The organism is Streptomyces sp. NBC_01498 (genome assembly GCF_036327775.1).
Classification (GTDB): Bacteria; Actinomycetota; Actinomycetes; order Streptomycetales; family Streptomycetaceae; genus Streptomyces.
In genome coordinates this window covers 1999058-2023978 of sequence record NZ_CP109598.1, presented here as the reverse complement: position 1 = coordinate 2023978, position 24921 = coordinate 1999058, and the positions used below count along the sequence as shown (strand labels likewise).

General features: G+C 72.7%; 21 protein-coding genes. 11 read left to right on the top strand and 10 right to left on the bottom strand.

Going from position 1 to position 24921, the window contains the following annotated elements; translation table 11 throughout:
• Positions 1-127: 127 nt before the first annotated feature.
• From OG875_RS08330 to mce, 3 genes are all read right to left on the bottom strand, one after another.
• On the bottom strand, positions 128-1066 hold the full coding sequence (locus OG875_RS08330; RefSeq protein WP_330173581.1) for a cellulose-binding protein: 939 nt from the start codon (positions 1064-1066) through the stop codon (positions 128-130).
• A gap of 114 nt (positions 1067-1180) precedes the next feature.
• Positions 1181-4921, bottom strand: a complete 3741-nt coding sequence (gene scy, locus OG875_RS08325) for a polarized growth protein Scy (RefSeq protein ID WP_330173580.1) — start codon at positions 4919-4921, stop codon at positions 1181-1183.
• A 167-nt stretch (positions 4922-5088) separates the two neighbouring features.
• Positions 5089-5526 (bottom strand): methylmalonyl-CoA epimerase, encoded by a 438-nt coding sequence (mce, locus tag OG875_RS08320; protein WP_330173579.1) that lies wholly within the window; start codon positions 5524-5526, stop codon positions 5089-5091.
• A gap of 141 nt (positions 5527-5667) precedes the next feature.
• Between mce and OG875_RS08315 the strand changes: the two genes are divergently transcribed.
• Both OG875_RS08315 and meaB read left to right on the top strand, forming a co-directional pair.
• Entirely contained in the window at positions 5668-6870 is a 1203-nt protein-coding gene (locus tag OG875_RS08315) for an acetyl-CoA C-acetyltransferase (RefSeq protein WP_330173578.1), read from the top strand.
• A gap of 160 nt (positions 6871-7030) precedes the next feature.
• Positions 7031-7990 carry a methylmalonyl Co-A mutase-associated GTPase MeaB gene (meaB, locus tag OG875_RS08310; protein WP_330173577.1) on the top strand — a complete coding sequence of 320 codons (960 nt, stop codon included), beginning with the start codon at positions 7031-7033 and terminating at the stop codon, positions 7988-7990.
• 168 nt (positions 7991-8158) lie between these two features.
• Here meaB and OG875_RS08305 read toward each other — a convergent pair whose 3' ends face one another.
• Entirely contained in the window at positions 8159-9076 is a 918-nt protein-coding gene (locus OG875_RS08305) for a PepSY domain-containing protein (protein ID WP_330173576.1), read from the bottom strand.
• 128 nt (positions 9077-9204) lie between these two features.
• On the opposite strand from OG875_RS08305, the gene OG875_RS08300 reads away from it, so the two are divergent.
• Together OG875_RS08300 and OG875_RS08295 are read left to right on the top strand one after the other, a co-directional pair.
• A complete protein-coding gene (locus tag OG875_RS08300) occupies positions 9205-9867 on the top strand; it encodes a response regulator transcription factor (protein ID WP_330173575.1) in 663 nt (220 codons plus the stop codon).
• Positions 9864-11480 (top strand): sensor histidine kinase, encoded by a 1617-nt coding sequence (locus OG875_RS08295; RefSeq protein ID WP_330173574.1) that lies wholly within the window; start codon positions 9864-9866, stop codon positions 11478-11480. Before OG875_RS08300 ends, OG875_RS08295 begins: the two co-directional genes overlap by 4 nt.
• Before the next feature lie 24 nt (positions 11481-11504).
• Here the strand turns inward: OG875_RS08295 and OG875_RS08290 are convergent, their stop codons facing one another.
• From OG875_RS08290 to OG875_RS08275, 4 genes are all read right to left on the bottom strand, one after another.
• Positions 11505-11981 carry a MarR family winged helix-turn-helix transcriptional regulator gene (locus tag OG875_RS08290; RefSeq protein WP_330173573.1) on the bottom strand — a complete coding sequence of 159 codons (477 nt, stop codon included), beginning with the start codon at positions 11979-11981 and terminating at the stop codon, positions 11505-11507.
• Positions 11982-12086: 105 nt separating this feature from the next.
• Positions 12087-12854, bottom strand: a complete 768-nt coding sequence (locus tag OG875_RS08285) for an AIM24 family protein (RefSeq protein ID WP_330177653.1) — start codon at positions 12852-12854, stop codon at positions 12087-12089.
• A 23-nt stretch (positions 12855-12877) separates the two neighbouring features.
• Positions 12878-13528: an AIM24 family protein gene (locus OG875_RS08280; RefSeq protein ID WP_330173572.1), complete on the bottom strand. Its 651-nt coding sequence runs from the start codon at positions 13526-13528 to the stop codon at positions 12878-12880.
• Positions 13528-14166, bottom strand: coding sequence for an AIM24 family protein (locus tag OG875_RS08275; protein WP_330173571.1), 639 nt, complete (start codon positions 14164-14166; stop codon positions 13528-13530). Before OG875_RS08275 ends, OG875_RS08280 begins: the two co-directional genes overlap by 1 nt.
• Before the next feature lie 137 nt (positions 14167-14303).
• Here OG875_RS08275 and OG875_RS08270 point away from each other — a divergent pair, with 137 nt between their 5' ends.
• The 4 genes from OG875_RS08270 to OG875_RS08255 all read left to right on the top strand — a co-directional run bounded on the left by OG875_RS08270 (position 14304) and on the right by OG875_RS08255 (position 19514).
• A complete protein-coding gene (locus OG875_RS08270; protein ID WP_330173570.1) occupies positions 14304-14648 on the top strand; it encodes a DUF3817 domain-containing protein in 345 nt (114 codons plus the stop codon).
• Complete coding sequence (locus OG875_RS08265; RefSeq protein ID WP_330173569.1) at positions 14645-14938, top strand: MTH1187 family thiamine-binding protein; 294 nt, start codon at positions 14645-14647, stop codon at positions 14936-14938. Before OG875_RS08270 ends, OG875_RS08265 begins: the two co-directional genes overlap by 4 nt.
• A gap of 829 nt (positions 14939-15767) precedes the next feature.
• The gene (locus OG875_RS08260) at positions 15768-17531 is read left to right on the top strand and encodes a glycosyltransferase family 2 protein (RefSeq protein ID WP_330173568.1); all 1764 of its coding nucleotides are present in this window, start codon (positions 15768-15770) and stop codon (positions 17529-17531) included.
• A gap of 3 nt (positions 17532-17534) precedes the next feature.
• On the top strand, positions 17535-19514 hold the full coding sequence (locus OG875_RS08255; RefSeq protein ID WP_330173567.1) for a galactose oxidase-like domain-containing protein: 1980 nt from the start codon (positions 17535-17537) through the stop codon (positions 19512-19514).
• A 147-nt stretch (positions 19515-19661) separates the two neighbouring features.
• On the opposite strand, the gene OG875_RS08250 is transcribed toward OG875_RS08255, so the two are convergent.
• On the bottom strand, positions 19662-20696 hold the full coding sequence (locus OG875_RS08250; protein WP_330173566.1) for a glycoside hydrolase family 6 protein: 1035 nt from the start codon (positions 20694-20696) through the stop codon (positions 19662-19664).
• A gap of 208 nt (positions 20697-20904) precedes the next feature.
• Between OG875_RS08250 and OG875_RS08245 the strand changes: the two genes are divergently transcribed.
• From OG875_RS08245 to OG875_RS08235, 3 genes are all read left to right on the top strand, one after another.
• Positions 20905-21414, top strand: a complete 510-nt coding sequence (locus OG875_RS08245; RefSeq protein WP_330173565.1) for a MarR family winged helix-turn-helix transcriptional regulator — start codon at positions 20905-20907, stop codon at positions 21412-21414.
• Between the two features lie 138 nt (positions 21415-21552).
• A complete protein-coding gene (locus OG875_RS08240; RefSeq protein WP_330173564.1) occupies positions 21553-21879 on the top strand; it encodes a DUF3817 domain-containing protein in 327 nt (108 codons plus the stop codon).
• Between the two features lie 344 nt (positions 21880-22223).
• Positions 22224-23942 (top strand): acyl-CoA mutase large subunit family protein, encoded by a 1719-nt coding sequence (locus OG875_RS08235; RefSeq protein ID WP_330173563.1) that lies wholly within the window; start codon positions 22224-22226, stop codon positions 23940-23942.
• On the opposite strand, the gene OG875_RS08230 is transcribed toward OG875_RS08235, so the two are convergent.
• Positions 23918-24637, bottom strand: a complete 720-nt coding sequence (locus tag OG875_RS08230) for a TetR/AcrR family transcriptional regulator (RefSeq protein WP_330173562.1) — start codon at positions 24635-24637, stop codon at positions 23918-23920. The two genes, OG875_RS08235 and OG875_RS08230, sit on opposite strands and share 25 nt — an antisense overlap.
• Between the last annotated feature and the right edge of the window lie 284 nt (positions 24638-24921).

Here is a 24921-nt window from a genome sequence, read left to right as displayed (position 1 = left end):
CGCAGGTCCGACGCTGTTCGCCGTACGGACCGCGCCCCGGGCACGAGGACCGGGACGGGCCGTACCTGGCCGACATCGGCCACCGGCAGGCGGCACGGTCCTGACGGAGCGACCGGTACGCGTGCCGTCAGCGCGACTGCTGCGCCGGGACACCGCGGGAGATGGGCTCGTCCTCCGCGGGCGTACCCGCGGCGGCGACGGCCGCGCCCGTCAGCGTGGCGAGCATCTCGCGCACGTTGGTCAGCTGCGCGTTGATCGAGTCGCGGCGGTTGGTGAGCGCCGCCAGCTCGCGCTCCGACTCGCTGCGGATCCGGTCGGCCTTGGCGTTCGCGTCGGCCACGATGTCCTCGGCCTGGCGCTGCGCCGTCTCCACCGTCTGGCGGGCGCGGCGCTCCGCGTCCGTACGGAGCTTCTCCGCCTCCAGACGCAGCTGCTCGGCGCGGTGCTCGATCTCCGCCAGGCGCTTCTCGGCCTTCGCCTGACGCGAGGCGAGGTCACGCTCGGACTGCTCACGCCGCTTGGCGAGGTTCGTCTCGAAGTCCGCGGCGGCCTGGGCGGCCTTGGCGCGGGTCTCCTCGAAGAGGGCGTCCGCCTCCTCGCGCTTCTGCTGCGCGTCCTTCTGCGCCTCGGAGCGCAGCGTCTGGGCCTCGCCCTTCGCCTTCTCGACGATACGGACGCCGTCGTCCTCGGCCTTCGCCTTGCGCTCGGCGGAGAACGCCTCGGCGTCGTTGCGCACCTGCTGGGCCGCCGACTCGGCGAGCTCACGGTGCTGCTCGGACGCGCGACGGGCCTCTTCACGCAGGTCCTTCGCCTCCTCCTCGGCGAGGCGGAGGATCTTCTCAACGCGCGCGCCCAGGCCGGCGTACGACGGCTCCGCGTCGGTGACCTGGGCCTGAGCGTTCTGCGTTTCGAGGTGGAGCTCCTCGATGCGCTTTTCCAGTGCGGTGATCCGTGCCAGAGCGCTGTCACGGTCGGCGACGAGTTTGGTAATGCGGTCGTCCACCTGACCGCGGTCGTAACCACGCCGCACGAGCTCGAAGCCGAATGGGGAGGAAGTGTCGCTCATGAGGTTCCTGTCGAATGAGACCGGTGAGGTGATAGGGGGAATCCTAGGGGCCGAAGCGGCGTGTCATCGAGCGTATGTCGATTCGGGCCGGAGAATGTCCAGCCTTTTGAGTGGCTAACTGTCGGACGGCTTGCCACCCGAACGAGTAACACCCGCTGTCGCCCCCGCCTTGACGCTACCCCCGCCGGAGCCGCCACCCGACCCCGTCTTGCCACTCGCGGCCGGAGTCTCAAAGGATTCCAACGCTTCCAACACGTCCTGAACACGCGAGATCTCCGTCTGGATGTCCTCGCGTCTGCGTACCAGGACGTCGAGTTCGCGCCGGCCCTCCTCGACGATGCGCTCCGCCTCGGCCTTGGCGTCGGCGCGCGACCGCTCGCCCTCGCGGGTCAGGTCGGCCTTCTTCTGCTCCGCTTCCTTCAGCAGCGCCTCGGCCTTGCGCACCGCCGCGATACGGACCTTGCTCGCTTCCGAACTGGCCTCCGCCACCAGGGACTTGGCCTTCCGCTCGGACTCCGCGTGCTGCTCGGTGGCCGCCTTGACCAGCTTGTCGACGCGTTCGCCCGCGTTCTTCATCTGCTCGGCGGTCTCCCGCCGCGCCCGCTCGTGCAGCTGGTCGATCTCGCCCTCGACACGCGCCCGCAGCTCCTCCGTGCGCTCCCGGATGGCCGTCGAGTCCCGGCGCGCCCCGACGAGCAGCTCGTCGGCGTCCGTACGGGCCCGCTCCACCAGGGAGTTGCCCTCGACCGTCGCGTCCGCCGTGATCCGCGCCGCCTCCGAACGCGCGGCGCCCACCATCGTGTCGGCCTGCGTCTCGGCCTCCGTGGCGGCGCGCAACGCCTCCTCCTGGGCCTTGTTGACGAGCTGGTCGGCCTGCTCCGCCGCGTCCGCGCGGCGCTTGGACGCGTTCGCCCGCGCGTCGTCCAGCAACCGGTCCGACTCCGTGATCGCCTCGGTGACGGTCCGCTCCGCCGACGCCTCGGCGTCCGCGCGGATCTGCGCCGCCTCCGCGCGCAGCCTCTCGGCCGCCCGCTGCGCCGAGTTGACGGTCTCCGCGGCCTCGGCGCGCATGCGCTCCGACTCGCTCGTCGCCTCGCCGACGAGCCGGTCCGCCTGCCCGGCGGCGTCGCCCCGGATGCGGTTGGCGTCGTCGCGCGCCTCCTGACGGGCCCTGGCCGCGTCCTGCTCGGCGGCGGCCAGCGTGTCCGACGCCTCGGTGCGTACCCGCTGCGCGTACTCGGAGCTCTCCGCGCGCAGCCGCTCCGCCTCCGCGACCGCCTCGCCGACGGTGCCCTCGGCGAGCGCCTGCGCGGCGTCCGTCTCCTCCTGGGCGCGGGCCCGCAGCCGTGCCGCGTCCTCCGCGGCGCGCTCGTGCTCCGCGTACGCGTCGGCGCGGACCCGGTCCGCCTCCTCCCGCGCCTCGGACTTCGTGCGCTCCGCCGCGTGTTCGGCGGCGGACCGCTGCGCGGCGATCTCCTGCTCGGCCTGGTCGTGCAGCCCGGCGACCGCGTCCCGTACCTGCTGCGCCGTCTGCTCGGCCGCCGACACCATCTCGGTGGCCCGGAACTCGGCCTCCTCGACCAGCCGCGCCGCCTCCGTCTGCGCCTCGTCCACCCGCTTGCGGGCCGAGGCCAGCAGGTCCTCGCTCTGCTCGCGGGCCCGCTCGCGCTCCTGGTCGGCCTCCGTACGCGCCCCGGCCAGCAGTTCCTCGGCCTCACGGCGGCGCCGCGACGCCTCCTCCCGGGCGGCGTCCAGCGCCTCGGCGGCCTCCGTACCCACCCGCTCGGCGGCGGCGGCGGCCTCGGCGCGCAGCCGGTCCGCGCTCTCCTGGGCCTCCGACTTGATCCGCTCGGCCTCCTGGGCCGCCTCGTCCCGCAGGCGCCCCGCCGTGGCCTCGCCCTCCGCGCGGGACCGGGAGGCGTCCTCCGACGCCTCCGTACGCACCCGCTCGGCCTCCGCCTCGGCCTGCGCCTGGAGCGTACGCAGCCGCTCGGCGGCCTCCGTACGCAGCCGCTCCGCCTCCTCGGCGGCCTCCCGGCGGATCCGCTCGCTGTCCGCGCGCGCGTCCGTCAGCGCCGACTCGGCGCCGCTCAGGCGCTGTTCGGCCTCGGTGTGCAGCCGGGTCAGCTCGTCGGCCGCTTCGGCCCTGCGCGCCCCGACGCCACGCTCGGTCTCCTCGCGCAGCTCGGTGGCGGCCCGCTCGGCGGCGGTCTTCACCGCCTCCGCCTGCTCCTCGCCCTCGGCGCGCAGCCGGTCCGCCTCGGCGCGGGTGCGCTCCAGCGTCTCCTCGGCCTGCCTGCGCAGCGTCGTGGCGCGCTCGATGGCCTCCGTACGGACCCGCTCGCTGTCCGTGGACGCGGTGGCACGCAACTCGTCGGCGTCGGCACGGGCCTTGGTCAGCAGCTCCTCGGCGGTACTGGCCGCCTCCTCGATCTGCTGGACGGCCTCACGGCGCGCCTCGCCCCGGATCCGCTCGCCCTCGGCGACGGCCTCCGAGCGCAGCGTCTCGGCCTCGCCGCGCAGCCGGCGGGCCTCCTCCTGGAGCTCGACCGTCTTGGCCCGGTACTCCTTGGTGTCGTCCTTGGCCGCGCCCTTGAGCTGGTCGGCCTGCTCGGCCGCCTCGCCGCGCAGCCGGTCCGCCTCGGCCTCGGCCTCGCGGCGGATCCGCTCGGCCTCCTCGCCCGCCGCGCGGGTGGTGGCGCGGGCGTCGTCGGACGCCTTGGTGAGGACCTCCTCGGCCGTACGGGCCGCCTTGGCGAGCTGGGCCGCGGAGTCCTCCGCGGCGACCGTACGGGCCTTCTCGGCGGCCTCCGCGACCATTTTCTCGGCCTCGGCACGGGCGTCGGCGAGCGCCTGCTCGGCCTCCGCCTTCAGCGCCTCCGACTCCTTGGTGGCCTCGCCGACGAGCCGGGCGATCTCGGACTTGGCGGTACGGGTGCGCTGCTCGTACTGGGTCTCGGCACCGGCCAGCCGCTTGACCGCGGACTCCTTGGCCTCGGTGACCATCTTCTCGGCCTCGGCGCGGGCCGCGCGCAGCCGGTCGTCCGCCTCCTGTATGCGCTGCTCGGCCGACCGGCTCAGCTCGGTCGCCTGCTGGCGGGCCTGGTCGGACTCGGCCGTCGTCGTCGAACGCAGCTGCTCGGCGTGGCTGGTGGCCTCCTGCGCCTGCGTGGAGGCGGCGTTGAGCAGCCGCTCCGCGTCCTTGCGGGCGCGCTGGAGGATCGCCTCCGCCTCGGCGCGGGCGGTCTCCGCCTCGGCACCGAGCCGCCGGCGGGCCTCCTCGGTGACCCGCGTCGCCTCGGCACGGGCGGCGGCCAGGGACTTCTCGGCCTCGCCGCGCGACTCGTCCAGCAGCCGGCGGGCCTGGGTCTCGGTACGCCCGCGCAGCTGCTCGGCCCAGGCGACGTTCTCGTTGACGTGCGACTCGACGGTCTGCCGGCGCTCCGCCAGCTCCTGGTCGAGCCGCTGGCGGCGCTGGACGGCCTCGGCGTGCAGCTCGGCCTGGAGCCGGGCCTGGTGCTCGGCGTGCTCCTGGAGGATGCGCTGCGTCTGGGCGCGGGCCTCGCGCAGTTCGCGCTCGGCGTCGGTGCGCAGCTGGTCGGCCTGGATCTGCGCGTTGCGGAGCATCTGCTCGGCCTGGTAGCCGATGTCGGCGTTGTCGTAGGAGGGCCGGGAGGCGAGACTGCGGCGCGCCTCGTGCAGTTTCGCGCGCAGTACTTCGACCTGGTAACCGAGGTCCTCGGCGTGCTGGACGGCCTTCTCCCGCGCGGTCTTCAGCCGATCCATCTCGGCTTCGAACCGCGAAAGGTGGTCGTCGTCAGCTCGGTGGCTCTCCTGGCGTTCGTAGCCCCGCACTGCGCGGTCCCATCCGTCCCCTGGTCGCAACTCTGGCAACTCGCATTCGACACCGCCCGACGGGCGAACGGCCCCCGGGGAATGGTGACAGATCATCGGCCGAGGCGCCGCCCCGACCCGGCCCCGGCCCGGAGCGGCCCACTCTACCGGGCCGGGAATCGTTCGGGTCAGTGCTCTGCGGGCTTCCCGGCCGAGGTGACGAGTTCCGTCAGGACGCCGTGACAGTCCTTGGGGTGCAGAAACGTGATGCGCGAGCCCATGGAACCGTGGCGCGGCTCGTCGTACAGAACCCGTACCCCCTTCTCCCGGATCGCCTCCGCGTCGCCGTCGACGTCGGCCGTGCCGAAGGCGATGTGATGCACGCCCTCCCCGTTCTTGGCCAGCCACTTGCCGACGGCCGAGTCCTCGCGGACCGGTTCGAGCAGCTGGAGGTAGGAGGCCCCGCCGTCCGAGGTCTCGTTGATCTTGAGCATGGCCTCGCGTACGCCCTGCTCCTCGTTGACCTCCGTATGGAAGACCTCGAAGCCGTAGGTGGCCCGGTAGAACTCGACGGTCGCGTCGAGGTCGTGGCAGGCGATTCCGATGTGATCGATTCGCGTCAGCATGCGCACAGTGCAGCGCCAACCGCCCGGTTACGCAACGTGCGCGCCGTCACACTCACCGCCGGGTGACCCGGGACCTGTGCGCTCAGTACATTTGGTGAACCCTCGTTAACTCCCGATCGTCAGGCAAAGGGGCCGTTTCTCATGCCGGATTCGCACACCACCACGTCCGTCATCGTCGCCGGAGCCCGTACGCCCATGGGCCGGCTGCTCGGATCGCTGAAGTCCTTCTCCGGCGCCGACCTCGGCGGCTTCGCCATCCGGGCCGCGCTGGAGCGGGCGGGCGTCACGGGCGACCAGGTGCAGTACGTGATCATGGGGCAGGTGCTCCAGGCCGGGGCCGGGCAGATCCCGGCGCGCCAGGCCGCCGTCAAGGCCGGTATCCCGATGAACGTCCCCGCGCTCACCGTCAACAAGGTCTGCCTCTCCGGCCTCGACGCGATCGCGCTGGCGGACCAGCTGATCCGGGCGGGCGAGTTCGACGTCGTCGTCGCGGGCGGCCAGGAGTCCATGACCAACGCGCCGCATCTGCTGCCGAAGTCCCGGGAGGGCTACAAGTACGGCGCGATCGAGATGCTGGACGCGATGGCGCACGACGGTCTGACCGACCCGTTCGAGTCCATCGCCATGGGCGCCTCCACCGAGAAGCACAACACCCGGCTGGCCATCGCCCGGCCCGAGCAGGACGAGGTCGCCGCGCGGTCCCACCAGCGGGCCGCCGCCGCGCAGAAGAACGGCGTCTTCGAGGCGGAGATCACCCCCGTCGAGATCCCCCAGCGCAAGGGCGACCCGGTCGTCTTCGACCGGGACGAGGGCATCCGCCCGGACACCACCGCCGAGTCCCTGGGCCGGCTGCGGCCCGCGTTCGCGAAGGACGGCACGATCACGGCGGGCTCCTCGTCGCAGATCTCCGACGGCGCGGCGGCCGTCGTCGTCATGAGCCGGGCCAGGGCCGAGGAGCTGGGCCTGGAGTGGATCGCGGAGATCGGCGCGCACGGCAACGTCGCCGGCCCGGACAACTCCCTCCAGTCGCAGCCCGCCAACGCGATCCGGCACGCCCTCTCCAAGGAGGGCATCGGCGTCGAGGACCTGGACCTGATCGAGATGAACGAGGCGTTCGCCGCCGTCGCCGTCCAGTCGACCAAGGAACTGGGTGTGTCGCCTGAAAAGGTGAACGTGAACGGCGGCGCCATCGCGCTCGGCCACCCGATCGGCATGTCCGGCGCCAGGCTGGTGCTGCATCTGGCGCTGGAACTGAAGCGGCGCGGCGGCGGCGTGGGCGCGGCGGCGCTGTGCGGCGGCGGCGGTCAGGGCGACGCGCTGATCGTGCGGGTGCCGAAGGCGTAAGGCACGGGCGCGGTACGGACGTTCACGGGCGGGCGGCCCGGGGCGGACGTCCGGTCCGGGTGTCCCGCTGCGGGAGGCCCGGCCGGGCGGCCCCGTGGGGCGGCCCGACCGCGCCCGTCCGGTGGGAATCCTCAGCAAGCACGAACGGAGCGCGGTACGGATGACGGTGGACGTCCCCCAGCTGGTGGCCCAGGCCCGGGAGGGCGGGCCCAGGGCGGTGGCCCGGCTGATCTCACTGGTCGAAGGGGCGTCGCCGCATCTGCGCGAGGTGATGGCGGCGCTCGCGCCGCTGGCGGGCGGCGCGTACGTCGTCGGGCTCACCGGTTCGCCCGGGGTCGGCAAGTCGACGACGACGTCCGCGCTGGTCGCCGCGTACCGGAAGGCGGGCAGGCGCGTCGGCGTGCTGGCCGTCGACCCGTCGTCGCCGTTCTCCGGGGGAGCGCTGCTCGGCGACCGGGTCCGGATGTCGGACCACGCGTCGGACCCGGGTGTCTACATCCGGTCCATGGCCACCCGCGGGCATCTCGGCGGGCTCGCCTGGGCGGCGCCGCAGGCGGTACGGGTGCTGGACGCGGCGGGCTGCGACGTGATCCTCGTGGAGACCGTGGGAGTCGGGCAGTCGGAGGTGGAGATCGCCTCGCAGGCGGACAGTTCGGTGGTGCTGCTCGCGCCCGGCATGGGGGACGGCATCCAGGCGGCCAAGGCCGGGATCCTGGAGATCGGCGACCTCTACGTCGTCAACAAGGCCGACCGCGACGGCGCCGACGCGACCGCCCGTGAGCTGAACCACATGCTCGGCCTCGGTGAGGCGCGCGGGCCCGGCGACTGGCGCCCGCCCATCGTCAAGACGGTGGCGGCGCGGGGCGAGGGCGTGGACGAGCTGGTGGAGGCGCTGGAGAAGCACCGGGCGTGGCTGGAGAAGCACGGAGTCCTCGCCGAGCGGCGGACCCGGCGCGCGGCCCGCGAGGTGGAGACCATCGCCGTCACCGCGCTCCGGGAGCGGATCGCCGACCTGCGCGGCGACCGGCGGCTCGGGGCGCTGGCCCGGCGGATCGTGTCGGGCGAGCTGGACCCGTACGCGGCGGCGGACGAACTGGTGGCGGGGCTGACGGGCGGGTAGCGCGCCTCTCGGCGGACCGTACGCCGGTGTCCCGTCCGTCCGCCCCGGACGCGCGGTGCCGGTGACGGAGGAGGGCTGTCCTCCGCCACCGGCGGTCCGGGCGGTGCCAGTCGCGCTACGGCGCGGTGAGGCGCGGTGGGGCGCTGTACGGCGCTGTACGGCGCGACGTCAGTCGTCGTCGCCGTCGTCACCCCGGTCGTCGCCGTGATCGTCGCTGTCGTCCCCGTGGTCGTCGTCCCGGTCGTGGTCGTCGCCGTCGTCGTCGCGTCCGTCGTCACCCCGGTCGTCGTCACCCCGGTCGTCCGCGCGGTAGTCCCGGTCGTCGTCGTCCCCGTCGTCGACCCGGGCCGCCGCCACCGCGCCGGAGGACATGTCGACCGTCACCGCGTGCGCGCGCCCGTCGTCGCCGCGCACCGTGACGTCCCAGTGGTCGGTCCGGCGGTCGTCGTCCGCGTCGACCGAGGTCACGGCGCCGGGGTGGGTCCGGAGCGCGATCGCCGCCGCCTGCCGGGCGTCGACCTTCGCGCCGCGCACGGCGGCCCGCTCGTTCCGGTCGTCGTCATCGTCGTCGCTGTCGTCGTCGCGGTCCGCTCGGACCGCGCCGGTCGACGCGTCGACGTGCAGGTCGTACCAGGTGCCGTTCCCGCCGATGACGTCGACCTCCCAGTGCCGGGCGGCGGACGGGCCGTCGTCGTCCCCGTCGTCGTCCAGGTCGACGGAGGCCACCGTGCCGGGACGGTGCTTCAGCGCCGCCGCCGCTGCCTGCTCGGCGGTGATCCCCGTACCCGCCGCCGCGGAACCGCCCTTTCCGGCACCGGCACCCGCACCGGCCGGGCCGGCCGCACCGGCACCGTTGTCGTCCCCGGCGCGGTCGTCCCGGTCGTCACCCCGGTCGTCGCGACCGTCGTCACCGCCGCGGTCGTCGTCCCCGCCGCCCGCGCCGTTCAGCGACGCCGACGACACCATGCGCGGCGCCGGCTCCGTACCGCCGTCGGCCGGTCCCGATCCCGTGGCGACCGCCGTGTAGGCGCCGCCGCCGATCAGAGCGGCGGCCGTGACGCAGGCGATGACAAGATTGCGCTTCATGAGGGTTCCTCCCGTGGGTCCGTCGGCCGTCGGGCCGTTTCGCTGGACCTCAATCTGGCTGACGGAAGCTGAAGGCAGCCTGAAGTCACCTGAAGGTTTCTTCAGGTTCGATTTGGGAGGCTGTGCGCATGCGCCTGTTGATTGTCGAGGACGAGAAGCGGCTCGCGGTGTCCCTGGCCAAGGGGCTGCGCGCCGAGGGCTTCGCCGTGGATGTCGTGCACGACGGCCTCGAAGGGCTGCGGCTGGCCGGTGAGGGCGCGTACGACCTGATCGTCCTCGACATCATGCTCCCCGGCATGAACGGCTACCGCGTCTGCGCCGCCCTGCGCGCCGCCGGCAACGACGTACCGATCCTGATGCTCACGGCGAAGGACGGCGAGTACGACGAGGCCGAGGGCCTGGACACCGGCGCCGACGACTATCTGACCAAGCCGTTCTCGTACGTCGTGCTCGTCGCCCGGGTCAAGGCCCTGCTGCGCCGCCGGGGTTCGGCCGGTGCCTCGCCCGTCCTTCGCGTCGGCACCCTCACCGTCGACACCGCGACCCGCCGCGTCCACCGGGACGGGACCGAAGTCGGGCTCACCGCCAAGGAGTTCGCCGTCCTCGAACAACTCGCCGTCCGCGCGGGGCAGATCGTCAGCAAGCCCGAGATCCTGGAGCACGTCTGGGACTTCGCGTACGACGGCGACCCCAACATCATCGAGGTCTACATCAGCGCCCTGCGCCGCAAACTCGGCGCCCCCGCCATCCAGACCGTGCGCGGCGCCGGATACCGGCTGGTGGCCCGGTGACGCGCCCCTTCGCCTCCGTACGGTCCCGGGCCGCCCTCGCCGCGACCGCCGTGGTGGCCGTGGCCCTGGTGGCGGCCGGTTTCGCCCTGCTGTTCGCGCTGAGCTCGAACCTGGGCGGCCGGGCGCAGACCGAGGCCGACCAGTCGGCGCGCGAGATCGCCCAGGAGCTGGCGAACCATGTGGCGCTCGGCGACCTGAACTTCCCGGACAGCAAGGACCATCCGGTCCAGGTGACCGACACGAAGGGCCGGGTGGTCGCCGCGGGGGAGGACATGGAGCGGATCACCGGCACCGGCTTCTCCGCCGTGACCCCGGCCGTACCCCCGCCGACCGCCGCGCCCACTCCCACGCCGTCACCCACCCCCACCCCGACCGGCGGGAGCGACGACGACGACAGCGGCAGCGGCGGTGACGACGACAGCGACAGCAGTGACGACGACGCCGGGGACGACCGCGGGGAGGACGACAGCGCGGCCCCCGGAGACCCCGCCGACGGTACGGTCTCCACCCCCCGCGACCACCGCGACGGAAGCGTGACCGTCGACGGCGAGACGGTCGAGCACCGCTTCGCCACGCGCCAGGTCGACCACGTCGCCGGCGGCCCGTACCTCGTCCACGCGGGCGCCTCGCTCGGCCCCCGGCAGAGCGCCGTCGGCGCCGCCAAGCTCGCGATGCTCATCGGCCTGCCCGCCCTGCTGATCGTCGTCGGCGGGGTGACCTGGCTGGTCACCCGGCGCGCCCTGCGGCCCGTGGAGGGCATCCGGCGCGAGATGGCGGCCATCACCGCCTCCGAGGACCTGAGCCGGCGCGTGCCCGAGCCGGACACCCACGACGAGGTCGCCAGGCTGGCCCTGACGACCAACGAGACGCTCACCGCGCTCGAAGCCTCCGTCGACCGCCAGCGGCGCTTCGTCGCCGACGCCTCGCACGAACTGCGCAGCCCGATCGCCTCGCTCCGTACGCAGCTCGAAGTGGGCGCGGCCCACCCGGAGTTGCTGGACGTACCGGGGGCGGTGGCGGACACCGTACGGCTCCAGCAACTCGCCGCCGATCTGCTGCTGCTGGCCCGGCTGGACGCGGGGGAGCAGGCCGGACGCGGGCGGCTGGATCTGGCCGCGCTGGTGCGTGAGGAGGTCTCGCAGCGGTCCACCGACCGGGTCCCGGTGCGGACCGATGTCCGGGGGAGCGCCGAAGTGGCGGGCTCACGCGGTCAGTTGGCGCGGGTGCTGGGCAATCTGCTGGACAACGCCCAGCGGCACGCGGCCGGTGAGGTGCGGGCGACGGTGCGCCGGGAGGGCGGGCGGGTGGTGCTCGCGGTCTCCGACGACGGGGCGGGTGTGCCGGAGGCGGAGCGGGAGCGGATCTTCGAGCGCTTCGTACGGCTCGACGACGCCCGCAGCAGGGACGACGGGGGCGCGGGGCTGGGCCTGGCGATCGCCCGCGACGTGGCGCACCGGCACGGCGGGACGCTGGAGGCGGGCCGCGCGGAGGCGGGCGGCGCGCTGTTCGAACTGCGCCTGCCCGTCGCGCCACCGGAGCCGAAGGAGCCCGTCGCGGCGCCGGTGCCGGACGGCGCGGCACCGGTCCCGGACAGTCTCGCGACGGGCCCGTAAAAGCCCGCCGCGGCCCCCGGCGCGTCAGCTCTTGGCGCGGCGTCCCCGCAGATGCTCGGCGACCGGCGTGAGTGACTGGTTCAGCGCCGTGAGGGCGTCGCACGGCAGCAGGTCGATGAAGTGCTTCCGTACGGAGGCGACATGGTGCGGGGCGACCTGCTGCATCGTCTCCATGCCGTGATCGGTGAGGACGGCGAAGAGGCCGCGCCGGTCCGACTCGCAGTTCTCGCGGCGGACCAGACCGGAGTTCTCCAGCCGGGTGATCTGGTGCGAGAGACGGCTCTTGGACTGGAGCGTGGCGGCGGCGAGGTCACTCATCCGCAGCCGCCGGTCCTCGGCCTCGGAGAGGTTGACGAGGATCTCGTAGTCGTTGTTGGTCAGCCCGAACGGCTGGAGATCCTTCTCCAGCTGGTGCATCAGCAACCTGCTGACATCGAGGTGGGTGCGCCAGGTGCACTGCTCCGCGTCGCTCAGCCAGCGAGTGGCCGTCTCGGTCTCCATATATTAATTCTACCTAAGATGTTGAAAATTGGACGATGTCGGCGAGTGTGACCCCGGGCACGGGAAAGGCGCACACGTTCGAGGTCACATTCCGCAGACTACCGCTCACAGCCCGAAGCGTCGTTGCAGGTCTCCCAGCTGCCCCGGCATCCTCGGCACCCCGCCCACGGCCCCGCCCGGCTGCCCGCCGGACCCCGGCGCGGCGCCGCCACCCGGCACACCGGGCTCGCCGGGCACCACGCCGCGCGCCGTCTCGGCCATCAGCGCCTCGCTCGACTGGAGGAGCACCGTACCGGCCCCCACGAACTCGAACTGATGCTCCTCGCCCGACGATCCGCCGAGACCGGTCAGCGCCCGCAGCCCGCCCATCACCCCGGTCATGTACGCGTGGTCGTAGTGGTGGCACGGCGACGGGCAGTCCGCCCAGCCCACCAGCGCCTGCGGGTCCACCCGGATCGGCGGCTCCATGAAGACCACCGGACCGTTCGACGCGGCCACGAACTTGCCCGTGCCGATCAGCGTCAGAAAGCCCGGCACGATCGACTGCTTGAGCGCCAGCGACGGCTCGTACGCCAGCAGATTGCCGGACCGGACTGTCAGGTTCCCGTTGTCCAGGTCGAACGAGTTGACGTCGAAGGCCCGGTCGGCGAGCAGCATCTTGCCGCTGCCCTCCGCCACCACCCAGTCGCTCGCGTGCAGCGGCGAGTGGAAGCTGCTCCGCACCAGCCGGTCGAGCCGTCCGTGCCCGATCCCGTTGAAGTCGATCCGCCCGTAGTAGGCGATCATCTTGCCCTTCTGGAGGAACCACTGGCTCCCCTTCAACTCCACACAGAAGGTGTACGCGTTGACGTTGTCGTCACTCGGCAGAGTCATGGGGTCGTGGATCACGGGCGCGCTCACAGCTTCTCCTCCGACGCCTGGACGTACACCGCACCGTTGCCGCTCAGTTCCAGCTGGAACGCCTCGCCCGAGCCCCGGCCCACCATGTCCCGCCACCCGGCGGCGGTGGACAGCTTGTTGCGTACGTCGCCGTGGTGGGCCACGTACGCCTGCGGGTCGACATGGACCGTACGGCCCTGGCCGATGGGCAGTTCGACGATCCCGCCGTGGGCCATCACCGCGACCGAGCCATGGCCCTTGAGGGTCGTGGTGAACAGGCCCTGGCCCGTCATCTGGCCGCGCACCATGCCCATCACGCCGCCCTGCGCGCCCATGAACATGGTGCCCTGCTCCAGCGTCCCGTCGAAGGCGAGCAGCCGGTCCGCCTCCACGTACAGGGTGTCCCCGGCCAGGGCGATGACCTGGATGTGGTGACCGCCGTGGCCGAACATCACCGTGCCGCTGCCCTCGACGGTCATCAGCGGGGTCGCCTCGCCCGCCACCCGGCGGCCGATCATCGACATCAGGCCGCCCCGGCCGCCCGCCGTGTTCGGGGTGAAGGTGACCTCGCCCCGGTAGGCGAGCATCGCGCCGCGCTGGCTGAACATCCGCCGGCCGGGCTCCACCGTGGCCTCGACCATCTTCGAGTTGATCTCCCTGAACGGCATCAGACATCGCCCCCGACGGTGTTGCGCTCGCTCGGCTGGACGTACACCAGGCCGTCGCCCTCGAACCGCATCTGGAAGGCTTCGCCGCCGCCCTCGCCCATCATCGTCCGGAAGGTGACCCCGGACTGGAGGTGCTGCTGGAGATTGCCCTGGTGGGCGACGTACGCGCCGGGGTCGACGGAGAGCGGGTACTGGGGTGTCACCCGCAGCACCACGGCCGCCCCGTCCGACATGATCGCCGCCTGGCCGGTGCCCTCGACGGTCGTCGTGAACAGGCCGTTGCCGCTCGCGCCGCCGCGCAGGCCCGTGAAGCTGGTGCCGGTGCGCAGACCGCCGTCCGTGCAGAGCAGGTTGCTCGCCTCCACGTACAGCTTGTCGCCGTGCAGCGAGACGAGACTGATCTGGCTCGCGCGGTCCGCGAAGAAGCAGGTGCCCTCGCCCCTCACCTCCATCATCACCATCTGTTCGCCGGTGAGGCGCCGGGTCACCATGCCCCGAATGCCCTCACCGCCCCCGGAGAGTTTCTTGAACGCCATCCGGCCGTCGTAGGCGACCATCGAGCCGTTCTTCGCGTGCACAGCGTCGCCCGCCATGTCGACGGCGAGGACCTTGCTGCCTTGGAGTCGGAACTGAGCCACAGGACGAAGGTATCCGGCCCCGGATAAAAATCGGGCAAAGCCTGGTGCCACAATGAGACGCCGCTTGTGCACGCGTTCACAAAGATGATCACGCGCGCGGTGCTCGTGACGCCCCCGACGACGAAGGTGCCTGCCTCGTGGACCTCAAGACCGCCTCATCCCTCCACCGCCTCCGCCTGGTGTCGGCGCCGGAGGCCGTGTCGTTCCTGCTGCTGCTGGTGTGCTCGGTGCTCAAGCGCACGACGGACTTCAACGCCGTACCGGTGATGGGCGCGGTCCACGGCGTGCTCTTCGTCATCTACGTGATCCTCTGGCTGGACGCCTGGCGCCGCGCCACCTGGTCGCTCGGCACCGCCGCCCTGTACTTCGCGCTGTCGGTGCTGCCCGGCGGCGGTTTCGTCGCCGAGCGCAGGCTCCGCCGCGAGGCCGAGGCCGAGGTCGCCGCCTCGCGCGCCCGCCACGAAGGCGCGGTCGGCGCATGATCGTCGCCTTCTCCGTCACCCCGCTCGGGGTCGGCGAGGACGTGGGCGAGTACGTCGCCGACGCGGTCCGGGTCGTACGGGAGTCGGGGCTGCCGAACAGTACCGACGCCATGTTCACCTCCGTCGAGGGGGAGTGGGACGAGGTGATGGACGTGGTGAAGCGCGCGGTCGCCGCCGTCGAGGCGCGGGCGCCCCGGGTCTCCCTGGTCCTGAAGGCGGACATCCGACGGGGCGTCACGGACGCCCTCACCTCGAAGGTCGACTCCCTGGAACGCCACCTGGAGGTCTGACGGGCGGGCCATTCGCTGCCCGCGGGTCGCTGCCCGCGGGTCGCTGCCCGCGGGTCGCTGCCCGCGGGTCGCTGCCCGCGGGTCGCCGGCCGCGGGTCGCCGGCCGCGGGTCGGGGGGCCTTGTTGCCCGCCGGGCTGTTACGGGGCCCGCCCCGCCGCCGGCACGCGGTGCCTGAACCTGTGTCCTGGGTGCTGCTCCGTCGCGCGCGGTGCGGGTGTCCTGTCGGCTGCCCGGCCTCCGGGGTTTCCCCGGCGCCGGTCGCGTGGCCGCGCGCCGCCCGTCGTATGGCCACCGGGCCCCGTTGCCCGCCGGGCCGCCGTTCGCGCCGCGTCCCGCCGCGTGGCCGCCGGGTTGCGGGTGTCCCGCCGCCCCGCCGCCGGCGCGGTGCCTGATCAGCCGCCCCGGGCGCTGCCCCGTCCCGCCCGGTGCGGGGTTTCTCGCCGACCACCCCGCCGCCCGGCCTCCGGTGTCTCCTGCCGTGAGGTCCGTACGCCCACCGGCGGCGCCGGTGCCGCCCGAGAGGCGGCCCACGGCCACCCGACCACGGCCACCCGCCCCCGGCCCGGCCCACCGGGCGGGGTTCCGGCTCTGGGTCGGCCCGGCCCCGCCGCGATCCGGCGTCACGTCCCGGGCGGCGGCCCCGCGCCCCGCCACCCTCCGCGCTGCCGCCGGGTCCCGCCACCCCCTGCCCGATTCCGCGTCAGATGCGCTCCCGTCGGGGTCTCTTCCCCCGCCCCTACCGCCACTCGCACGGCCGTCTCCAGTCGACACGCCGATGAATCTCCACTTTTCTGGGCATATCGACCTCGCTCATCGGCTGGAGGTACCGTGCGGCCCGAAGGCTACGACTACGACACCCACAGCTGCCTCGCCGGTCCGCTCACCGAGCCGGACCGGACGGGCGCCTACCGGGTGCGTTATCGGAGCCTGCTCGCCGAGGAGCCCCACCGGGTGCGGGCCGTCGTCCTGATGGTCATGGCGCCGCTCCTTTCCGCCGTCCTGATGGTCTATCTCGTCTGGCCGACCCACTGGACCGAGCGCGAGGGCGGCGCCCGCTGGCTCGTCGCCTTCGACACGGTGATGCTCGTGTCCATCGGGCTCATCGCCCTCTTCATGCTGGTCAACGTCGCGTCCATCGCGCACGCGACCCTCGTCGCCCGCGACCCCGTCCCCGTCGTCGCCGAGGCCGGCACCCGCGTCGCCTTCGTCACCACGTACGTCCCCGGCAAGGAACCCCTCGCCATGCTGCGGGCCACCCTCGAAGGAGCCGCGCGGCTGCGCCACCGGGGGCCCCTCGACCTCTGGCTCCTCGACGAGGGCGACGACCCGGCCGCCCGGCTGCTCTGCCGCGAACTGGGCGTCCGCCACTTCAGCCGCCTCGGCGTACCGGAGTGGAACCGCCGGTCGGGCGCCCACAAGGCCCGTACCAAACACGGCAACTACAACGCCTGGCTGGCGATGTACGGCGACGACTACGACTACTTCGCCTCCGTCGACACCGACCACGTGCCGCTGCCCAACTTCCTGGAGAGGATGCTGGGCTTCTTCCGCGACCCGGACGTCGCCTTCGTCGTCGGCCCGCAGGTCTACGGCAACTACGACACGGCCGTCACCAAGGCGGCGGAGTCGCAGCAGTTCCTCTTCCACGCGCTGATCCAGCGGGCCGGGAACCGCTACCACGCGCCCATGTTCGTCGGCACCAACAACGCCGTACGCGTCAGCGCCCTCAAGCAGGTCGGCGGCCTCTACGACTCCATCACCGAGGACATGGCCACCGGCTTCGAACTGCACCGGGCGCGGAACCCGCTCACCGGACGGTTCTGGCGGTCCGTCTACACCCCCGACGTGCTCGCCGTCGGCGAGGGCCCGTCGTCCTGGACCGACTTCTTCACCCAGCAGCTCCGCTGGTCGCGCGGCACGTACGAGACGATCATCAGGCAGTACGGCAAGGCGCTGTTCCGGGTGCCGCCCGGCCGGCTCCTCAGCTACACCCTCATGCTCGTCTACTACCCGATGACCGCGATCAACTGGCTCCTCGGCATCCTCAGCTGCGTCCTGTTCCTCTGGCTCGGCGCCTCCGGCACCCAGGTCTCGTCCTCGCTCTGGCTGATGCTCTACAGCGACGCCGCCGCCTTCCAGATCGGCCTCTACCTCTGGAACCGCCGCCACAACGTCTCCCCGCACGAGCCCCGCGGCTCCGGCGGGCTCGCCGGCATGGCCATGTCGGCGCTCTGCGCCCCCGTCTACCTCATGTCGCTGGGCGCGGCCGTGCTGCGCACCAGCGGCCGGTTCGTGGTCACCCCGAAAGGCGGCCAGACCAGCGCCGACCGGTTGCCGACCTTCCGGCTGCACCTGTTCTGGGCCGCCGTACTGACGGTCTCCCTCGCCGCGTCCGTGTACTTCGGCCACACGCACGCCGCGATGCGCACCTGGGCCGTCCTGGCCCTGCTCATCTCGCTCGCCCCGGTCGCCGTCTGGGGCTGGACCACCCTGCGCGGGCGCCGCCGCGCCGTCCGCCTCCCGGCGCCGCAGGTCCAGGACGGGCCGGAGCAGCCGGAGCCCGCGCTCGCCACGACGACAGGAGGGAACTGACCCATGGCCTACCGGCCCTCGCACAAGTTCAAGAAGACGCTGCTCGGCGGCGGCGCCGTCGTGGTGCTGATGTCGCTGAACGCGCCGGCCGCCATCTCCTTCGCCGAGGACAAGTACCACGCGTACCGGATCGCGCAGCCCGGCTACAAGGCGGCGTACGGCTCCTGGGAGGTGCTGGACGTCCCCGAGGAGTACCGCACCAACGCCATCCACGCCGCGCTGCTGCACACCGGCAAGGTGCTGCTCATCGCCGGGTCGGGCAACAACCAGAAGAAGTTCGACGCGGGTACCTTCGACACCGTCCTGTGGGACCCGGCGGACAACTCGTACCGGAAGATCCCCACCCCCGAGGACTTCTTCTGCGCGGGCCACTCCCAACTGCCCGACGGGCGGCTGCTGGTGGCGGGCGGCACCGCGCGCTACGAGGTGCTCGACGGGAAGGTCGACCGGGCCGGCGGCGGGATGCGGGTCAAGAACGAGAGCCCCGACAAGGCGCGCACCTTCAAGAAGGGCACCCGCTTCCGGTCGCCGTCGGGCGTGGAGTACGTCAGCAAGTTCGACGTCACGGTGCCCAAGGCGAAGCGGGACTTCAGCATCTCGTACGCCGCGGGCGGCCGGATGCTGCCCTGGAGGACGAAGGTCACGGCGGGCGAGGCGCGGGTCTTCGTGGAGGCCGTACGGAAGGGCCCGGAGGCGCTGACGACGCAGGCCGCGCAGTACGAGATCGTCGGCCTCAAGGGCAAGGACGCGGACAACACCTACGGCCTGGCGCAGAAGCTGACCACGGAGAAGCAGGACTTCCAGGGCATCAAGGCGGCGTACGAGTTCGACCCGGTCGCGGAGAGGTACATCCGGGTCGACCCGATGCGGGAGGCCCGCTGGTACCCGACGCTGGTCACCCTCCAGGACGGCAAGGTGCTCGCCGTGTCGGGACTGGACGACGTCGGCGCGGTGCTCACCGGGGACAACGAGCTGTACGACCCCGCGACCAAGAAGTGGTCCAAGGGCCCCACACGCTACTTCCCGACGTACCCCGCCCTCTTCCTCACCAAGGGCGGCAAGGTCTTCTACTCCGGCTCGAACGCGGGCTACGGCCCCGCCACGGCCGGGCGCCAGCCGGGTCTGTGGGACCTGCGGACGAACGTCTTCACCAAGGTCGGCGGGCTCTCCCAGCTCGACCGGACGGAGACCTCGGCCTCGCTGGTGCTGCCGCCCGCGCAGGACCAGAAGGTGATGCTCCTCGGCGGCGGCGGGGTCGGCGAGTCGTCCAAGTCGACGGCCCGCACCGCGATCGTGGACCTCAAGGCGGACAGCCCCGCCTTCCGGCCTGGGCCGGACCTGCCGCAGGGCACGCGCTATCTGAGCAGCGTGATCATGCCCGACGACACGGTCTTCACCAGCGGCGGCTCCTCCGACTACCGGGGGCGCGGCGCCAGCGACATCCTCAAGGCGCAGTTCTACGATCCGAGGACCAACACCTTCAGCAAGGCGGCCGACCCGACCGTGGGCCGCAACTACCACTCCGAGGCGCTGCTGCTGCCCGACGGGCGGGTGGCGACCTTCGGCTCCGACCCGCTCTTCGACGACCCGGACAACACCAAGCTCGGCACGTTCGAGCAGCGCGTGGAGGTCTTCACACCCCCGTCCCTCCAGGGCGACCGTGCCAAGGGGCGGCCGGTGCTGGGGGAGGGGCCGGCGGAGCTTGACCAGAACGGGCGGGCCACCTTCCGTACGGAGGACCCCGAGCGGATCGCGACGGCCCGGCTGATGCGGCCCAGCGCCGTCACGCACAGCACGGACGTGGAGCAGCGCTCGATCGACCTCGGGATCACGCGGCGGGACGGCTCGGTGACGGTGGACGTGCCGTCGGACCCGACGCTGGTGCCGCCGGGCTGGTACATGCTCTTCGTGACGGACGAGGACGGGGTGCCGTCCGAGGCGAAGTGGATCCAGGTACGGAACGACCTGAAGGCCCGGAACTGAAGGCCCGGAACCGACGGACCGAAGGCCCGGAACCGAAGGCCCGGAACTGAACGCCCGCGCCCGCCACGGCGCGCACCGTCGCGTCCCTGCGCGTCCGCCCGCCGAACCCGCCCGCCGAACCCGTACGCCGGGCCCGCCGCAAAGGCGTCAGGCGTCCGCCCGCCGGGCCAGGCCCAGCGCGTACTCCGGCCACCACGTACCGGCCGCAGGTCCGCCCCGGCAGGGACCGTCCGAGTCGCCCGGCCGCTTGATCCACAGATACGCGTCGACCAGGGCATCACCGGTCTCGGCGGTCGGCGGCGTACCGAGCGATCTGCCCGGCGGATTGCACCACGCCTCCTCCCGGTCACCCGGGAGGGGGCCCTCGCCGTTGCGGCTGGTGTCGACGGTGAAGTGGGCGCCGTCGAGGAGGCCCGACAGCCGGGTCCCGAAGTCCTTGACGGCCTCGTCCGTCTGGAAGTTGGAGACGTTGAGCGAGAAGCCGTCCGCGCCGCCGACCCCCGCCGCGCGCAGCGGCTCGGCGATCCGCGCCGGGTCCTTGATCCAGGCCGGGTTCCCGGCGTCCAGATAGACCTTGGTGTGCGGCTGCCGCTTCAGCCGGCCGATCGCCTCCCCCAGCAGCTGGTTGCGCTCCGCGTGATGCTCGGCGGGGGTGCAGCCGTCCACGAGGTGCGAGACGGCGTCCGGTTCCAGGACGACCAGGGCGCGGGCGTCGCCGATCGCCCCGGCGAAGGCGTCGATCCAGTCGAGATAGGCGCGCCCGTCGCGGGCGCCGCCCGCCGAGTAGAGACCGCAGTCCCGGTGCGGGATGTTGTACGCGACGAGGACCACCGTGCGCTTGCCGCCCGCGCCCCGTACCGCCCCGCGGATCTCGGGCACCGGGTCGTCCCCGGCGGGCCAGTCGGCGACCGGGCGCTCGGAGATCCGCCGGAGTACCCGGGCGTCGTCGGTACGGCCCTGGGCCTCCCACTCCTCGACCTGCCGGGCGGCGTCGCTCCGGGGGTCCACCCAGAACGGCGAACCGGCGGAGGGAGCGGCCTCGCCCCGGACGCCCCCGTCCCGCACGTCCCGCGCGGGGGTGCCGGACCCGTCACCGGACCCTCCCGAGCAGCCGGTGAGCGCGAGGGCGAGGGCGAGGGGGACGGCGGAGAGCGGGACGCGGCGCGGTGTGCGGCTGGACATCCAGCCCTCCTTGAACGACCGAAGAAGCACAGGACCGGGGCAATCGTGACACAGCGGTCACATTCGGTCGCGTTGCGACACCGACGGGCCGTCCCGGACACCCGGTGGCCCCCACGCCCCGGCCGGAGTACCCCGGTCCCCGCCCACCGCCCCCGCGAATCGGGAGGAGGGGCAGACCGTCCCTCCGTCACTCGATAGGGTCGACGGCGTGTCCAAGCCGCTCAGCCTCGCCTTCGATCCCATCGCCCGAGCCGACGAGCTGTGGCGGCGCCGCTGGGGGCCCGTGCCGTCCATGGGCGCGATCACCTCGATCATGCGGGCCCACCAGATCCTGCTCGCCGAGGTCGACGCGGTCGTCAAACCGTACGGACTGACCTTCGCCCGCTACGAGGCCCTCGTGCTGCTCACCTTCTCCAAGGCCGGTGAGCTGACCATGTCCAAGATCGGCGAGCGGCTGATGGTCCACCCGACGTCCGTCACCAACACCGTCGACCGGCTGGTCAGGTCCGGTCTGGTCGACAAGCGCCCCAACCCCAACGACGGCCGGGGCACCCTCGCCTCCATCACCGACAAGGGCCGCGAGGTCGTGGAGGCGGCGACCCGGGACCTGATGGAGATGGAGTTCGGCCTCGGGGCGTACGACGCCGAGGAGTGCGCGGAGATCTTCGCGATGCTGCGCCCGCTGCGGCTCTCCGCGAAGGACTTCGAGGAGAGCTGAGCGGAGAGCCGAGCCCCGGCCCGGCGGCCGTAGGGGCCCCTCGGCGCGGTGGCGTCGGCGCCGCGCGCGGGCCGGGGGCCGGTCGGCACCGGAGCCCCGCCGTCCGCCGGGGTGCCCCGGGTCGTTAGGCTCGTCGCCATGAAACAGAGCATCCTGACCCGCTACCGGGTCATGGCGTACATCACCGCCGTCTGGCTGCTGGTCTTCACCGTCGCCATCGTCCTGAAGTACGGCTTCGACACCGGCGACACCATGGTGATCTCGCAGATCCACGGTGTGCTCTTCATCGTCTACGTCGTCTTCGCCTTCGACCTGGGCTCCAAGGCGAAGTGGCCGTTCGGGAAGCTGCTGTGGGTGCTGGCCGCCGGCTGTATCCCGGTCGCCTCGTTCCTCGTCGAGCCGAAGATCACCCGCGAGGTCCAGCCGCTGATCGTCCGGGACGAGACCGCCCCCGTCGAAGCCTGAGGCCCCTGAGGTCCGCGGTTCGGACCGTGCCGGGCTCGCGTGCCCCGGCGCCACGCCCCGCCGCGTTGTCGGTGCGGGGGGAGCCAGGGCCTCCGCCCTGCCTCACTCCTCCGCCTTGCCTCACTTCTCCGCCTTGTGATTCACGGCACCGACGTCGCGGCAGCCGCTGTCGCGGCGGGCGCTCACCGATCCGGCCTGATCCGAATGACGGACCCCCGCCGCCCCCCGCCACCGCTCGCCGACGGCCGCCGCCCGGCGGTTCCCGGCGTCCGCCGTACGCCGCGAGGAAACTCGTGGCGTTCAGCGTTCGACTTTTACTAGGACGTCCTAGTAAATTCGACAGCATGGACCCTCACGCGCACGCCGACGCCGCAGCCATCGAGGAGGGCCGCCGGCGCTGGCAGGCCCGTTACGACAAGGCCCGCAAGCGGGACGCGGACTTCAGCACGCTCTCCGGCGACCCGGTCGACCCGGTCTACGGGCCGCGGCCCGGTGACACGTACGAGGGATTCGAGCGGATCGGCTGGCCGGGGGAGTACCCCTTCACACGCGGGCTGCACCCGACCGGCTACCGGGGCCGTACGTGGACGATCCGCCAGTTCGCGGGGTTCGGCAACGCGCGCCAGACGAACGAGCGCTACAAGACCATCCTCGCCAACGGCGGCGGCGGTCTCTCCGTCGCCTTCGACATGCCGACCCTGATGGGCCGCGACTCCGACGACCCGCGCTCCCTCGGCGAGGTCGGCCACTGCGGCGTCGCCATCGACTCCGCCGCCGACATGGAGATCCTCTTCGGCGACCTCCCGCTCGGCGACGTCACCACGTCCATGACCATCAGCGGCCCCGCCGTCCCGGTCTTCTGCATGTACCTCGTCGCCGCCGAGCGCCAGGGCATCGACCCCGCCGTCCTGAACGGCACGCTCCAGACCGACATCTTCAAGGAGTACATCGCCCAGAAGGAGTGGCTCTTCCAGCCCGAGCCCCATCTGCGGCTGATCGGCGACCTGATGGAGCACTGCGCGGCGTCCATCCCCGCGTACAAGCCCCTCTCCGTCTCCGGCTACCACATCCGCGAGGCCGGGGCCACGGCCGCGCAGGAGCTCGCCTACACCCTCGCCGACGGCTTCGGCTACGTGGAGCTGGGCCTCTCGCGCGGCATGGACGTCGACGTCTTCGCCCCCGGCCTGTCGTTCTTCTTCGACGCGCATCTCGACTTCTTCGAGGAGATCGCCAAGTTCCGCGCCGCGCGCCGGATCTGGGCCCGCTGGATGAAGGAGGTCTACGGGGCGCAGACCGACAAGGCGCAGTGGCTGCGCTTCCACACCCAGACGGCGGGCGTCTCGCTCACCGCCCAGCAGCCGTACAACAACGTCGTACGGACCGCCGTCGAGGCCCTGTCGGCGATCCTCGGCGGGACCAACTCCCTGCACACCAACGCCCTGGACGAGACCCTGGCGCTGCCCAGCGAGCAGGCCGCCGAGATCGCGCTGCGCACCCAGCAGGTGCTGATGGAGGAGACCGGCGTCGCCAACGTCGCCGACCCGCTGGGCGGTTCCTGGTACGTGGAGCAGCTGACCGACCGTATCGAGGCCGACGCGGAGAAGATCTTCGACCAGATCAGGGAGCGCGGTCTGCGGGCGCACCCCGACGGGCGGCACCCCATCGGGCCGATCACCTCCGGCATTCTGCGCGGCATAGAGGACGGCTGGTTCACCGGCGAGATCGCCGAGTCCGCCTTCCAGTACCAGCGCGCGCTGGAGAAGGGCGAGAAGCGGGTCGTCGGCGTCAACGTCCACCACGGCTCGGTCACCGGTGATCTGGAGATCCTGCGGGTCAGCCACGAGGTCGAGCGCGACCAGGTGCGGGAGCTGGCCGACCGCCGGGCGGCCCGTGACGACGCCAGGGTCCGTACGTCGCTGGACGCGATGCTGGCCGCCGCGCGCGACGGGTCGAACATGATCGGCCCGATGCTGGAGGCCGTACGCGCGGAGGCGACCCTGGGCGAGATCTGCGGGGTGCTGCGCGACGAGTGGGGCACCTACACGGAGCCGCCGGGCTTCTGACCCGGTAAGAGGGCCGGTCCGGGGCCGGGTCCCGGGCCGGACGGTGCACCGGCGGTCCGGGTGCCGGCCGTCCCGGGCCCCGCGCCCAGCCCCGCCACCAGCAGCAGCGTGAAGCCCCGCGCCCACTCCTCGTCCACCGGCTCCGCGCTCACCAGGGTCCGGTGCGTCACGGCCCCCGCGATCACGTCGAAGACCAGGTCGGCGTGGCGCGCGGACGCCGCCGGGTCGCTCTCGTACGGCAACTCGCCCCGTTCCTGGGCCCGTTCACGGCCCCGGAGCACCAGCCCCTTCTGCCGGTCGACGATCGCGGTACGGATCCGGGCCCGCAGCGCGTCGTCCCGCGTCGACTCGGCTACCACCGCCATGAGCGCCGTCTTGGTCTCCGGCCGCTCCAGCAGCGCGGCGAACTGGAGCACCACACCCTCGATGTCGGCCGTCAGGCTGCCCCGGTCATGGATCTCGATCTCGTCGAAGAGCACCGCGACCGCGTCCACGACCAGCTCGCTCTTGTTCGCCCACCGCCGGTAGAGCGTCGTCTTGGCGACGCCCGCGCGCGCGGCGACGTCCCCCATCGACAGCTTGGACCAGCCCAGTTCCACCAGGGCCGCCCGGGTGGCCAGCAGGATCGCGGCGTCGGCCGCGGCGCTGCGGGGGCGGCCGGAGCGAGGGGGAATTCGGTGGCGGCGGCTCAGCATGCGAGCGACCATACCCGTCGGTAGGGAAAACGCCGTGAGTCAGTTCACGGGCTGAAATCTCACCCGCACGGGGCCCCTTCCGGTTACGCTACGACCCGTAGCGAAAGGCCGTCCCCGAGGGGCGGTTCCGGAGCGACAGCCACTGACGCGGGGTGGGGACCCCGTGTCGAACCCCGGTCTCCCACGGGGGACTTGCCCCGCACGTGTTCAGGTCATGCGCGGGGCGCGTACCGGTCCGACGCCCCTGTCCGTCCGTACGCCCCGCTCCCTGCGGGGAACGCGGC